The organism is Streptomyces sp. NPDC002838 (assembly GCF_040295365.1).
Lineage (GTDB): Bacteria > Actinomycetota > Actinomycetes > Streptomycetales > Streptomycetaceae > Streptomyces.
Genome location: NZ_JBEOVF010000011.1, coordinates 181,515 through 195,740 on the forward strand (window position 1 = coordinate 181,515; position 14,226 = coordinate 195,740).

Genomic DNA, 14,226 nt, shown 5'->3' on the forward strand with positions numbered 1-14,226 from the left:
CGGCAGCGGGGGTCTGGGGGCGGCAGCCCTCAGGGTCGGGACGGGAAGGGGGCGGAGGGGGCGGAGGGGGCGAAAACACCCTCACGGCAACCGCAACGCCGAGCACCTCACGTAGCCTTCGGCGGCTCCACGCCCTCGACCGGCAGGAAGTCGTACGCCTCGCAAGCATCGTCGTAGGGCACGTACGGCATCACGTCGGAGCCCGTCGGCGCCGAGGCCGACCTCGCCGCCCCCTTCGTACGAGAGAACCACCCCCCGCCCGAGGCCCACCGCACCCACCCCCGGCGCCCACCCACACCAACGCCGGCACCCTCCCCGGCCACTTCCCCTCGCGGCTTCCCGATCGCCACCCCACCTTCCCCACGGTTCCCGCGCCCCCCACGCACCCGGCAACGCCACCCCCGCACCCCCACAGCCACCGGAACCGCCAACACCGCCACCCACAGCAGCGCCGCACCCCCCACCTCCCACCACACCGGCCCGAACCGCGCCAGCGCCCCCACACCGAGCGGCCCACCCGCCAGCGCGGCGAGCACGGCAACCAGCCCCGCACACAGCAAGGCCGCCAGCCCGGCGACCCCAGCGGTCCGCCCCCACGACCAGACCGCCCCACGCCCCACGAACCACCCCACCGTCACCCCAGCCACCACCGGCACCACCCCCACCACCGCCCAATGCAGAGGCATCCCGGCACCCCCGTCCGGCACCGCCGCCAGCAGAGGAAACGGCGGAAGCAGTGGCGCAGAGTCCGAGGCGACCGGCGTCACCACATGGCCGACCCCGAGGGTGAACCCGGGCCCGAGCGCGTACGCCGCCGCCCACACCGCCGCGTTCGGCACCAGCACGAGACACAGCAGCAGCACGGCGAACCGCCCCGACCACCCCTCCGTCAGCTGGAGGAAGGACGCCCGCGCCGCAACCCCGTGCCACACCAGCGACGCCCCCACCAGCCCCGCCCCACCCCCGACGAGCACCGCCACCCCGGCCCCCGCGGCCCGCACGGCCGTGCCGACGCGGGCCCACGCGTCCGGCCCGACGACAAGACGCCGTACTCCCGCCGGCGCCAGAACCAGCACCCGGTCCAACGCCGCACGCGGATGGCCGTACGCCGTCCACACCCCCGCCCCGGCCGCACCCCCCACCGCCAACGGCAGGCACAGACACGTCCACACCCACGAGGGCCGCAGCGCCCCGCCCGAGGCGTAGAGCGCGGCGACCGCGCCGACGCCGAGGTAGCCGAGGACGACGCCAGTCCACGCCGTACGGGCCGGGACCGGTGGCGGCCCCTCGTCCTCCGTGTCGGCCCCGTCGATCGCGTCCCGGGCCGCCCGGTGCACCAGCCAGAGCGGCAGCACGAACAGCAGCAGCGGGGTGACGCCCACGGGCGCGGGAACGCCGGAGAGCGTGTCGGTGCGGATCAGTTCGACGCCGTGCGCCAGCAGCCACAGCGACGCGGAGACGTGCAGCGCGCCACCGAGCCCGCTGTCGGGGTAGGGCGAGCTGATCCACAGCACCATCACGAGCGCCGCGAACCCTCCGAGCCCCAGCCCTGCCGCGAGGGCGCCGCCCAGGAGGCCTGCGCCCAGTCCGGGCGACCGGTCGCGCAGCCGGGTGTGCGGGGGCGGCAACGGGGGGCGGCGAGCGGTCGTCTGGATCATGGCCGCCATGCTCCCAACGACACGCGCTTTCCCGTCGTAACAAGCGAAGCACCGACGTGTCGCTCAATATACGTTTATGTACCTTTTCGCACGAAGGGGCGCCCGGTGACCCAGAGTCCTGCCACCCCGCTCCCCCCGCCCAACGAGCGCCGACGCCTGCGGGAGGCCGCGTCGTTGACGCAGGCTCAGGTCGCGGCGCGGTTGGGCGTCGCGCGCGAGACGGTACGCGCTTGGGAGAGCGGCCGTACGACACCGCGTGGCCGCAGACGCGAGGCGTACACGCGCCTGCTGGCCGAGCTGGCGAAGACACCGCGGAAGAGGTCGGCGCCGGAGGAAGCGACGGAGCGTCCGGAAGAGACCGCTCCCGAAGCCGCCTCCCTCCTGACGCCCGCTCAGGCCTTCGACGCCCTTTACGCGTTCTGCGCCCCCGCCCTCGTACGGCAGGCGTACCTCCTCACCGGGCGGCGCGGACTCGCCCGCGCGTCGGTCGAGCGCGCCTTCCAACTCGCCTGGCAGCGCTGGCCCGAGGTGGCCCGCGACCGCGACCCGGCGGGCTGGGTGCGGGCGACGGCGTACGAGTGCGCCCTCTCCCCCTGGCACCGCTTCCGCCTTCGCCACCGGCACCCCGAACCGCCGCCCGCCATCGCCTCCGACCGCGCGCTGCTCGACGTACTCCTGAAACTCCCGCCGCCGCAGCGCCGCACGCTCCTGCTGTACGACGGTGTAGGCCTCGACCTGCCGGAGACGGCGGCGGAGACGGAGGCGAGCACACCGGCGACCGCGAACCGTCTGGTGCACGCGCGGCAGGCGGTCGCCGCGCGCCTGCCGGATCTGGCGGACCCTGCCGAGTTGCACCGGCGACTGGCCGAACTGGCCTCCACGGCCCGGCTGCGTACCGCCAAGCCTTTGACGGTGCGGGCGGGCAGCGAACGGAAGGCGCGCTTCTGGACGCGGGCCGCCATCGCCTTCACCGTCGCCCTGATCGGTACGACGGCGCTGACGCTGCGGACGGCGCCGACGCACTACGAACCGTCGGTGCCGCCGGGCGAGGCGGTGCAGGGGGTGCCGCCGCGGATGGCGCCGGGGGCGTTGTCGGAGGCGGAGCTGGAACTGCGGGCGAAGCTGCGGGAGGAGACGGTGAGCGGGCCGGAGAGATTGGTGCCGCAGGCGCACTGAGCATGCGGAAGGGCCCGCACCCTCGGTGAGAGTGCGGGCCCTTCTCCAGATGCCTCGGGCTCAGCCCGCGAGGATCTCGCGCGCCAGCTTGGCGGTCTCGGTCGGCGTCTTGCCGACCTTCACGCCGGCGGCCTCGAGGGCCTCCTTCTTCGCGGCGGCCGTACCGGACGAGCCGGAGACGATCGCACCCGCGTGGCCCATGGTCTTGCCCTCGGGGGCGGTGAAGCCCGCGACGTAGCCGACGACCGGCTTGGTCACGTTCTCCTTGATGAAGGCCGCGGCCCGCTCCTCGGCGTCGCCGCCGATTTCGCCGATCATGACGATCAGGTCGGTGTCGGGGTCGGCCTCGAACGCGGCGAGGGCGTCGATGTGCGTCGTCCCGATGACCGGGTCGCCACCGATGCCGACGGCCGACGAGAAGCCGATGTCACGCAGCTCGTACATCATCTGGTACGTCAGCGTGCCGGACTTCGACACCAGGCCGATACGGCCCGGCTTGGTGATGTCGCCCGGGATGATGCCGGCGTTCGACTGACCGGGGGTGATCAGACCCGGGCAGTTCGGACCGATGATGCGGGTCTTGTTGCCCTTCTCGACCGCGTACGCGTAGAACGCCGCCGAGTCGTGCACCGCGATGCCCTCGGTGATGACGACCGCGAGCGGGATCTCGGCGTCGATCGCCTCGACCACGGCGGCCTTGGCGAAGGCCGGCGGTACGAAGAGGACGGATACGTTCGCGCCCGTCTTCTCGATCGCCTCGGCGACCGTGCCGAAGACCGGGATCTCGTTGCCGTCGATGTCGACCGACGTGCCCGCCTTGCGGGGGTTCACGCCACCGACGATGTTCGTGCCGTCGGCCAGCATGAGCTTGGTGTGCTTCATGCCCGTGGCACCGGTCATGCCCTGGACGATGACCTTGCTGTCCTTGTTGAGGAAGATAGCCATGGTGGTCTGAGTCCCTTGATCCCTTACTTCGCGGCCGCGAGCTCGGCGGCCTTGTCGGCCGCGCCGTCCATGGTGTCCACGCGCTGCACCAGCGGGTGGTTGGCGTCGGAGAGGATCTGACGACCCAGTTCGGCGTTGTTGCCGTCCAGCCGGACGACCAGCGGCTTGGTGACGTCCTCACCGCGGTCCGCCAGCAGCTTCAGCGCCTGCACGATGCCGTTGGCGACCTCGTCGCACGCGGTGATGCCGCCGAAGACGTTGACGAAGACGGACTTGACGTCCGGGTCGCCGAGGATGATCTCCAGGCCGTTCGCCATGACCGCGGCGGAGGCGCCGCCGCCGATGTCGAGGAAGTTGGCGGGCTTGACGCCACCGTGCGCCTCACCGGCATACGCGACGACGTCCAGGGTGCTCATGACGAGACCCGCGCCGTTGCCGATGATGCCGACCTCGCCGTCGAGCTTGACGTAGTTGAGGTTCTTCTCCTTGGCGGCGGCCTCGAGCGGGTTGGCCGACTCCTTGTCCTGGAGGGCCTCGTGCTCCGGCTGACGGAACTCGGCGTTCTCGTCGAGGGAGACCTTGCCGTCGAGGGCGATGACGTCGCCGGAGGCGACCTTGGCCAGCGGGTTGACCTCGACGAGGAGCGCGTCCTCGGCGACGAAGGTCTTCCACAGCGTGACCAGGACGTTGACGATCTTGTCGGCGACCTCGGCCGGGAACTTCGCGGCCTCGACGATCTCGCGCGCCTTCTCGGGGGTCACACCCTCGTTGGCGTCGATCGGCGTCTTGGCGACGGCCTCCGGGCGGGTGGCCGCCACCTCCTCGATCTCCACGCCGCCCTCGACGGACGCGATGGAGAGGAAGGTGCGGTTGGCACGGTCCAGGAGGAAGGAGACGTAGTACTCCTCCAGGATCTCCGGAGCCGTCTCGGCGATCATCACCTTGTGGACCGTGTGGCCCTTGATGTCCATGCCGAGGATGTCCGTCGCGCGGGCGACGGCCTCGTCCGGGGTGGCGGCGAGCTTCACGCCACCGGCCTTGCCACGGCCGCCGACCTTCACCTGGGCCTTGACGACGGACTTGCCACCGAGGCGCTCAGTGGCTGCGCGGGCCGCCTCAGGCGTGTCGATGACTTCACCGGCCAGCACCGGTACATCGTGCTTGGCGAAGAGGTCCCTCGCCTGGTACTCGAACAGGTCCACGCGCTTCCGTCCCTATCAGTGATCTCGCGGTTCGTTGTCTGCGTGGGCGTGCCGCGAGGGCAACGTGACGTCCGCTGTCTGTCACAAGGGAGGCGCACACGGTGTCCGAGCGCGCGGCATGTCCGTCTCGCAGGTTATCGCTGCTTGCGGGGGGCCTCTAAATCGCGGGTCACACCTGAGCGGTGATACCTGTCACACGATGCCGAACTCCCTGGCACGGCGTGCCGCATGTGAGGGGCCTCACCGGGCTGGGGTTGACCCGGTGAGGCCCGTTGAACAGCCCCTGCACGAGGGGTACAGGGGGTGCGGGCGAGTGATCCCCACCCCAATGGGGACCACCCGACCCCATCCGTGAGGTTTCGGCCGGACGAGTCGACGGCTTTCGGCCGTCCGGCCTGCGACCTCACGGAGCCGGTTGTCCGCCGCGGCGGTGTGCCGCGCTGCGGTCAGATGCTGTACGTGCCGTGCCCGTAGCCCGGGGTGATCGACTCGCCGACACCCTCGACGCCGGTGACGGCGTGGCCGGCCAGCGGGTCGGCGGTGGCCCGGACGGTCCCGGTCACGTCCTCGGCGAAGGGCGCGACCTGGCCGCCGACGCCGTACGCGAACGGAGCGGCCTCACCGGCGACCCCGCCCGCGAAGGGCCGCACGTCGTCCGCGACGCCGTACGCCAGCGCGGCGGCGCTGCCGCCGACGCCCTGGACGACCGGCTGGACGGCCTCGGTGACGGTGTCGACGAGGGGCTGGACGGCACCGGTGACTCCGTACGCGAACGGCGCCGCCTCGCTCGTCACGCCGTACGCCAGGTCGGTCGTGTGACCGGCCACGCCGTACGCGAACGGCGACACGGACGCGGCGATCCCGCCCGCGAAGGGCTGCACATCACCCGCGACGCCGTACGGCAGCCCGCTCGCGTCCGCGACGGCCTGCCCGGCGACGGGCATCGCGCCGTGCACGGCGGTGTTCGCGACGGGCGGCAGTACGGCGCCCGTGCTGTCGTCGGCGACCTGGCCGACGAGGCCGGTGGCGTACGGGGGGACGTCCGCGACGACGCCGTTCACGACCGGGGTGACCCCGGTGACGGCGTGGCCGGCGACAGCCCGCACGTGGGTGACGGCGCCGGCGGCGACCGGGGGGACCCCGGTGACGGCGTGGCCGGCGACGGCCCGCACGTCGGTGACGGCGCCGGCGGCGACCGGGGGGACCCCGGTGACGGCGTGGCCGGCGACGGCCCGCACGTCGGTGACGGCGCCGGCGGCGACCGGCTGAACACCGTCCACGGCGGTGGCCGCGACCGGCGGCACGCCCTGGAGGACACCACCGGCGACCGGCTGGACGCCTTGGACGACACCGCCGGCGGCGGGCTGGACGTCAGCGGCGACTCCGTACGCGAGTGCGGTCGCGGCGTCGACGGTGTGGCCGGCGGTCTGCGCGACGCCGGCGACGGCACCGGTGGCGACGGGGGCTACGCCGTTCACGGCGCCTGTGGCGACGGGGGCTACACCGTCCACGGCACCCGTGGCGACGGGGGCTACACCGTCCACGGCACCGGTAGCGACAGGCGTCACGCCGTACACCGTGTGGTCGGCGGCGACAGGGGTTACACCGTCCACGGCACCGGCAGCGACAGGCGTCACGCCGTACACCGTGTGGTCGGCGGCGTGCGCGACCCCGGCGACGGTGCCCTCGGCGACCGGGGCGACGCCCGCCACCGCCTGGCCGGCGACCGGCAGCACGCCGTGCGCTGCGCCGACGACCACCGGCGGTACGGCCGCGTCCGCCGTCTGCCGGACGACCGGGGTGACGGTGCCGGGGACGCCCGCGACCGTGCCGGTGGCCTGCTGCTCGATGCCGCTCACCGTGCCGACGGCGCGCTGCTGGAGGTCGCCGACCGTGCCCGTGGCCTGCTGCTTGACGCCGCCCACCGTGCCGACGACGTACTGGCCGGTGTCGCCGACCTTGCCGGTGACATGGCTCGGGACGGAGGAGACGGTGGCCTCCGCGGCGGCCGTGACCTTGGTGGTCTCGCCCTGTGCGGTGGCTGCCGGGCCGGCGGTACGGCCCTCGGCGCCGGCGACCGTGGTCCGCGCGGCGCCGGTCACGCCCGCCGCGGTGCGGCCCGCGCCCGCGACCGTGTGCTGCGCCTTCGTCCGTACGACGCCGTCGACGCCCTGCGCCTGCGTACGCGCCGCCGACTGCACGCCCTGGAGCTTCGTCTGGGCCGCTGCCAGCGCCTGCTCCACCTCGGGCGCGAAGACGGAAAGGGGGCCGAAGAGGTAATCGATCTCGTCCTGGGGGGCACTGGCGTCGGAGACGGTGGCCCCGACGGTGGTGGCGGTCCTGTCGACCGCGGTGGTGGCCTCGGCCTGCGCGGCACGGGCGGCCTTGGCGCCCTGGATGGCCGCGGCGCCCCTCACCTTGGCCTTGGGCGCCTGCGGGACGGTGACCTTGGCGTCCACGTACCGGCGGGCCTGCTCGGCGGCGTCGGCGGGCGTCTTCTTGGCCGTGCCGGTGGTGGTGCCGGCGGTGTCGGTGACCGTCGAGGCGGCACCGTCCACGGCCGAGCCGTCGGCGACGCCGCTGACGGTGCCCCGCACGTCGGAGACGAGGCCGTCGACCGTGCCGGTGACGGTGTCGGTGACCGAGCCGAGGGTGTCGGTGACGCCGGTCGTCGTATCAGTGACCGTTGCGGCGGTCGGGTCGGTCGTCGGGTCGGTCGTCGCGTCCGGTATCGAGACGGCGGACGCGGGCAGCTCGTCCGCGCTGGCCACGGTGGAACCCAGCGCCCACGCGCCGGTGACCCCGGCGGCTATGACGATGGAACGGCGGATGTTCTTGTTCATGCTTGCGTCAGATCCTTAGATCCTCAGGAGTTCCGAAGCTCCTCGGGGCCCTCTCGGGGACGGCTCGTCGGCAGCTGCGGGACTTGGAAAGGCTTGGGGACATTCCGGGCGCCGGTTCCGGACGCGGTCGGGGGCGTGGGGGACCCTGTGGGACCACGGAATCGGATGAGGCGCCGGGGGCTTCCGTCCGGAGATCGGAGGGGTGTCCGGACGGGCGGGCAGACCTGTTCCGCCCCCGCGCGGCAGGTCTCAGCGGGGGAAGGCCTGCCCTAGCCGGGGAATACGGGAATGTCCCGGTGTCTGTCCCGGGTGCCGTCCGCGTCGCCACGCGCGGCGGCGCCGGGCACGAGCCGCAGCGGTGCCCGGTGGTCGAGGGTGACGGCGTGCGCGTCGCCGTGCCGTGGCGTGCCGTGGTCGACCGCCGACTTGCCGCCCAGCGCGCCGCCCGGATCCCCGGTGGGCGCCTGGTGCGCGGGCTCGGGCCCGGCCGGCCCGGTCCGGTGCACGGCCGCGGGCGCGACACCGCTCTCGGCGGCGTCGGCGGCGAACCGCGGTCCGTACGTCAGGGGCACTTCCGCGGCGGAACGTCCGTCGGAGACCGGTCCACCCGCCGGCGACGTCACCGCAGAGCCCGGCTGCGGCGCGGGCGTCACCGGGGCGGGCAGTGTGTGGACCGGAGGCAGGGGCGGTCCGGGCAGTTCGGGCGGACCAGGCAGGGTCGGCAGGCCCGGCCGCGAAGGTGAGCCGGGCAGGGTGGGCTGAGGCAGGGTGGGCTCGGGCAGGGTGGGCAGCGGCGGCGCCTTCCCCTGTACGTCGGCGAGGCCCTCGGCCACCCTCTGCCCCAGATCACCGACCGGCCGCACGACACGGTCGTCCACGGACCGGACGACATGCTTGGTGACTGCAGCGGGCTTGGCGACCACATCATCCTTGGTGACCGCAGCGGGCTTGGCAGCCGCATCGTTGGCAGTCGCCTCGGCCGGAGTGTCCACCACCGCGCCGGTCGCAGCGGGTCGTGCGGCGGTTGTTGTACTGCCCGGCAACGACCGGACGCTCCCCGTCGGAGCCGACGGCACGCCGTCCGCCGCATGCGCCCGCTCCCCGCACAGGAGCCCGAGCACGAACAACCCACCCACCAGCAGCGCCACTTGCAGCGCACGCCGCCCGGCCGCCGTACGCGTCACGCGCAGAGCGGCACCGGAAAGGGCGGCTTGAAGGAGCAAAACGGGCAGGGTCCTCCGTGCGGCGGAACGATGTACGCGGTGGTCGGTACGCGATGCGAAGCAGCCGTACTCGATGCGGAGCTAGCAAAACGCTGCGCCCGCTGACGGGCGTTGATCCTTGCATGGGACTCCCGAGGTTGCGCAAGCCCCCCGGTGCCGATGAGCACTCATATCCGTTTTGCCACCCCGCACAGGTCGACAAATGGCCGTCAATCACCCGTCGGCGACCCATCATCGGGTCGACAAATCACCTGTCCGGTATCGGCAGCGGGCGCTTCTCGATCGCCGCCGCCATCACCTCCGGGAACAGGTCGGGCGTACAGGCGAAGGCCGGCGCGCCCAGCCCGGCGAGCGCGGCCGCGTGCTCCCGGTCGTACGCCGGCGCCCCCTCGTCCGACAGCGCGAGCAGCGTCACGAACTGCACGCCCGACGTCTTCATGGCCGCGACCCGCTTGAGCATCTCGTTCCGTATGCCTCCTTCATAGAGGTCGCTGATCAGCACGACCACCGTCTCCGCGGGGCGGGTGATCTGCGACTGGCAGTACGCCAGCGCCCGGTTGATGTCCGTGCCGCCGCCGAGCTGCGTGCCGAACAGGACGTCGACCGGGTCGTCGAGCTGGTCGGTGAGGTCGACGACCGCCGTGTCGAAGACGACGAGCCGGGTGCTGATCGACCGCATGGACGCCAGCACCGCCCCGAACACCGAGGCGTACACCACGGATGCCGCCATCGACCCCGACTGGTCGATGCAGAGGATGACCTCCTTCTTCACCGACTGGGACGCGCGCCCGTACCCGATGAGCCGCTCCGGTACGACCGTTCCGTACTCCGGCAGGTAGTGCTTGAGGTTGGCCGCGATCGTGCGGTTCCAGTCGATGTCGTGGTGGCGGGGCCGGTTGACGCGGGCGCTGCGGTCGAGGGCACCGGTGAGGGTGGCCCGGGTGCGCGTGGCGAGCCGCTTCTCCAGGTCCTGCACGACCTTGCGCACAACGGCCCGTGCCGTCTCCTTCGTCGTCTCCGGCATCGCCTTGTTGAGGGAGAGCAGCGTGCCGACGAGGTGCACGTCGGCCTCGACCGCCTCGAGCATCTCCGGTTCGAGGAGCAGCGTGGACAGCCCGAGCCGGTCGATGGCGTCACGCTGCATGACCTGCACGACGGAGGAGGGGAAGTACGTCCGGATGTCCCCGAGCCACCGCGCCACGGACGGCGCCGACGCCCCCAGGCCCGCCGAACGCTCCCGCCCCGCCTGCCCCTTGTCCCCCTTGTTGTAGAGCGCGGCCAACGCCCCGTCCATCGCCGCGTCCCGGCCGGACAGCGCGCACCCGGTGCCGTCGGCCGCGTCGCCCCCGAGCACGAGCCGCCAGCGCCGCAGCCGCTCCTGCGCCGGGTCGATCGACGCCGGGTCGATCGGATCGGTCACCGACTCGGTCGTCATCCGCGCACCTCCGTACGAAGCCGCTCCCAGAGCGGCATCACGGGCACGGTCGTCCTCGGCCGGTCTTCCGCTCGTGATCCGTACCGGCCCCGGACGGCATCCACCGCCCCTTCTGCCCTGTCCCTCTGCCTCGGCTCACTCAGCCGGTCGGTCGTCATCACGCCACCCCCACAAGGCCGTTGTCGGCGTCCACTTCCTCGGCGTCCTTTTCCGCAGTGCCTCTTTCCGCGCCGCTCAGCCCCAACAGCAGCCGCACCACCGGCAGCACGGCGTCCGCGCGCTCGCGGTCGAGGTCGGGAGCGAAGCCGGGTATCCCGGCCGCGGCCGTGGCCCCGCTCCCCCGCTGCCCCGGCCCGCGCCGGACCAGTTCGCCCAAAGTCCTGCGCACACCCGGCTCGTATGCCGAGAAGGTGCGCCGCAGCAGCGGCAGCACGTCCGTGAACGCCTCGGTCGGCACGCCGGTCAGCCAGGCGTCGACCAGCCCGAGCAGCCGCTCGTCGTGCACGAGCAGCAGCCCGCCGCCGGAACCGCCGCCGACGAAGCCCTCGATCCACGCGGCCGCGTCCCCCGGCGGCGTCCCCGGCGACAGCACGAGCCCCATGAGCCGCGCCGCCTCCCCCTGCGCCAGCTCCCCGTCGTCCAGCAGCAACCGCACGGCCCGCCCCCGAACGACACCGGGCACACTGTCCCGCCCGGCCAGCACCCGCAGCACCGCGTGCCAGCGTCCACGCAGGCCGCCGTGGGCATCGGCGGGGCCATCGCCCACGTCGCCCAGCAACCCCACCGCCCCGTGCACCGCGTCGACATGGCGCCGCATCTCCTCGGCGGCGTCCGCGTCGAGTGCGGCGCAGGCCGGCGGCAGGCCGACGAAGATGCGCTCGGCGAGGCCCGCGGCGACCTCCGTCAGTGCTGCGGTGTCCGTGCCGCGTACGTCGCCGTAGCGCAGGGAGCGGACCAGGGCCGGCAGGGCCTGGGCGAGGTGGCCGACGTCCGCGTCGAGGGCCGCCCGGTCGGCGAGGATCCGCATCACCGTGGGCAGCGCGTCCGGCAGTTCGGCCAGCAGACAGCGCTCGGCGAGCCCGGTGACGTCGGCGAGGCTCTGCGCGGCGACGGCGTCCGCCTGCGCCTTGGCGGTCGCGGCGGCGAGCACCGTCGTCCCCCACACTCCGGCCTCAGCGACCCGCACCGACAGCTCCGGCTCCCACCGCAGCCGCCACGTCTCCCGGAACGTCCCCGTGCTGCCCCGCGAGGCGGCCGGCTCGCCCCACCCGACCCCGAGCAGCCGCAGCCGGTGCAGCAGCCTGCTGCGCTCGGCGTCGGTGTCCTTGCGCAGGTCGAGCTCCAGCTCGCGCTCCAGCGCCTCCGGTTTGAGCCGCAGCCGACGCTGGATCCGGTCCAGGTCGCGCTGCAACGGCACCGCCGGCGCCGCCCGCGGCACCTCCCCCAGCACGTCCCCCACGACGAGCCGGTCGTGCACCAGCGCCAGCGGAACGTCCGAGCCCTCGCACATCACCGCCCGCACGGCGTCGGTGGTCTCGCTCAGGCCGGGCAGCGGGCGGCCGCGCATCACGGCGAGCGTCTCGGCCAGCCGTACCGCCTCGATGACGTGCGCCGAGGAGACGATCCGGTCCTCGTCCCTCAGCAGGCCGGCCACCTTGGTCAGCCACCGCTCCACCGGGCGGTCCGGCGCTCCGAACAGATGCCCGTACCAACCCGGCGAGTCGATGCCCGCCCCGTATCCGCTGTGCCGCGAGAGCCTGCGGTACGTCCACGGCACCCACGTCATGTCCGCCTTGACCTTGGGCAGCCCCTTCAGCAGGGCCCGGTCGGCGGCCACGGTGGTCCTCTGCCGCAGCGCGGGCACATGCCAGGCGCCGCACACCACGGCCACGGCATCCGCGAACTCGCGCTGTGCCGCCCGCACCTGGAGCCGCATGAACGCCTCCCGCACGAGATCCCGGTCGTGTCCCCCGCTGCCGTACGTCTCCCGCAGCGCCCCCATGGCCTCTTCGAGCGCGACGAACGGCGCGAAAGCGTCGCCCTCTCCCCCTCCTCGGTGCTCGACGACGTCCTCCCACCAGCGCTCCGGATCGTCGTATCCGGCGGTCTCGGCGAGCACGCCGAGGGGATCGACGCGGACGTCGACGCCGGGCTCGGATGCGTCGGCCTCCTCGTCGGTGGGCTCCGTCTCCTTGTCCCTCCCCCACGCCAGGGTGTGCGTGGCCGGCAGGTCGATGAAGCGGGCCGGGACGTCGTGCTCCAGGGCCCAGCGGATCGCCACCCACTCCGGGGAGAACTCGGCCAGCGGCCAGAACGCCGAGCGGCCGGGCTCGTCCACGGCATGGGCGAGCAGTGCGACCGGCGGCCGCATGTCCTCGTCGGCGGCCAACGGGATCAGCACGTCGGCCTCGGGCGGCCCCTCGATGAGCACGACCCGCGGCCGCCCCGCGTCCAGCGCCTCCCGCACGGCCCGCGCGGACCCGGGCCCGTGATGCCGCACACCGAGCAGCAACGGCCCGGCCTCGGGCCACTTGCTCCCCGGCTCCTCACCAGTCGTCGTCCCGTCCCGGGTACCGCTCACGCGCTCACCTCCCGGCAGGCGCGGTAGAAGTCCTTCCAGCCGTCGCGCTCACGGACCACCGCCTCCAGGTACTCCTGCCAGATGACCCGGTCGGCCGCCGGATCGCGGACGACGGCGCCGAGGAGGCCCGCGGCGACGTCCCCGGCCCGCAGCACGCCGTCGCCGAAGTGGGCCGCCAGCGCGAGGCCGTTGGTCACGACGGAGATCGCCTCCGCCGTCGACAGCGTGCCGCTGGGCGACTTCACCTTCGTACGGCCGTCGGAGGTGACGCCGTCGCGCAGCTCGCGGAAGACGGTCACCACCCGGCGGATCTCCTCGATGCCGTCGGGCGCGGTCGGCAGGTCGAGGGAGCGGCCCATCTGGTCGACGCGGCGCGAGACGATGTCGACCTCGGCCTCCACGCTCTCCGGCAGCGGCAGCACGACCGTGTTGAAGCGGCGGCGCAGCGCGCTGGAGAGGTCGTTGACCCCGCGGTCGCGGTCGTTGGCCGTCGCGATCAGGTTGAAGCCGCGGACCGCCTGCACCTCCTGGCCCAGTTCCGGTATCGGCAGCGTCTTCTCCGACAGGATCGTGATCAGCGTGTCCTGCACATCGGCGGGGATGCGGGTCAGCTCCTCGACCCGGGCCGTCATCCCCTCCGCCATCGCCCGCATGACGGGGCTGGGTACGAGGGCGTCACGGCTGGGGCCGTGCGCGAGCAGCTGCGCGTAGTTCCATCCGTACCGGATCGCCTCCTCCGGCGTGCCGGCCGTGCCCTGCACCAGCAGTGTCGAGTCGCCGCTGACCGCCGCGGCCAGGTGCTCGGACACCCAGGTCTTGGCGGTTCCGGGCACGCCGAGCAGGAGCAGGGCGCGGTCGGTGGCGAGGGTGGTGACGGCGACCTCGACGATGCGACGCGGGCCCACGTACTTCGGCGTGATCACCGTGCCGTCGGGCAGCGTGCCGCCGAGCAGGTACGTCGCGACCGCCCACGGCGACATCTTCCAGCGGGCCGGGCGCGGACGGTCGTCCTGCGCGGCGAGCGCGGCGAGTTCGCCGGCGAAGGCGTCCTCGGCATGCGGCCGCAACGCCTCGGTCGACTCTTTCTCGCGCACGTCCACGGACGTCGGTTCCACAGACAAAGACATGGCTGAGTCCCCCTCCAGCTCGGCCGGTTCGGATCT

Annotated in this window: 9 protein-coding genes; 1 reads left to right on the forward strand and 8 read right to left on the reverse strand. The window is 73.4% G+C overall.

What is annotated here, in order from left to right; translation table 11 throughout:
* Nucleotides 1-107: 107 nt before the first annotated feature.
* Complete coding sequence (locus ABT063_RS17400) at nt 108-1,667, reverse strand: cell division protein PerM (protein ID WP_351058198.1); 1,560 nt, start codon at nt 1,665-1,667, stop codon at nt 108-110.
* A gap of 96 nt (nt 1,668-1,763) precedes the next feature.
* Here ABT063_RS17400 and ABT063_RS17405 point away from each other — a divergent pair, with 96 nt between their 5' ends.
* Complete coding sequence (locus tag ABT063_RS17405) at nt 1,764-2,834, forward strand: sigma factor-like helix-turn-helix DNA-binding protein (protein WP_351058199.1); 1,071 nt, start codon at nt 1,764-1,766, stop codon at nt 2,832-2,834.
* A gap of 60 nt (nt 2,835-2,894) precedes the next feature.
* Here ABT063_RS17405 and sucD read toward each other — a convergent pair whose 3' ends face one another.
* The 7 genes from sucD to ABT063_RS17440 form a co-directional block, all read right to left on the reverse strand.
* Nucleotides 2,895-3,779, reverse strand: coding sequence for a succinate--CoA ligase subunit alpha (gene sucD / locus ABT063_RS17410; protein ID WP_351058200.1), 885 nt, complete (start codon nt 3,777-3,779; stop codon nt 2,895-2,897).
* A gap of 23 nt (nt 3,780-3,802) precedes the next feature.
* The gene (sucC, locus tag ABT063_RS17415) at nt 3,803-4,981 is read right to left on the reverse strand and encodes an ADP-forming succinate--CoA ligase subunit beta (protein ID WP_351058201.1); all 1,179 of its coding nucleotides are present in this window, start codon (nt 4,979-4,981) and stop codon (nt 3,803-3,805) included.
* Between the two features lie 446 nt (nt 4,982-5,427).
* Nucleotides 5,428-7,824 carry a hypothetical protein gene (locus ABT063_RS17420; RefSeq protein WP_351058202.1) on the reverse strand — a complete coding sequence of 799 codons (2,397 nt, stop codon included), beginning with the start codon at nt 7,822-7,824 and terminating at the stop codon, nt 5,428-5,430.
* A gap of 269 nt (nt 7,825-8,093) precedes the next feature.
* The gene (locus ABT063_RS17425) at nt 8,094-9,047 is read right to left on the reverse strand and encodes a hypothetical protein (RefSeq protein ID WP_351058203.1); all 954 of its coding nucleotides are present in this window, start codon (nt 9,045-9,047) and stop codon (nt 8,094-8,096) included.
* Nucleotides 9,048-9,294: 247 nt separating this feature from the next.
* A complete protein-coding gene (locus tag ABT063_RS17430; RefSeq protein ID WP_351058204.1) occupies nt 9,295-10,482 on the reverse strand; it encodes a VWA domain-containing protein in 1,188 nt (395 codons plus the stop codon).
* Nucleotides 10,483-10,639: 157 nt separating this feature from the next.
* Nucleotides 10,640-13,063, reverse strand: a complete 2,424-nt coding sequence (locus ABT063_RS17435; RefSeq protein ID WP_502990833.1) for a DUF5682 family protein — start codon at nt 13,061-13,063, stop codon at nt 10,640-10,642.
* Nucleotides 13,060-14,190: an ATP-binding protein gene (locus tag ABT063_RS17440; RefSeq protein WP_351058205.1), complete on the reverse strand. Its 1,131-nt coding sequence runs from the start codon at nt 14,188-14,190 to the stop codon at nt 13,060-13,062. The genes ABT063_RS17435 and ABT063_RS17440 overlap by 4 nt, the downstream gene beginning before the upstream one ends.
* Nucleotides 14,191-14,226 lie beyond the last annotated feature (36 nt).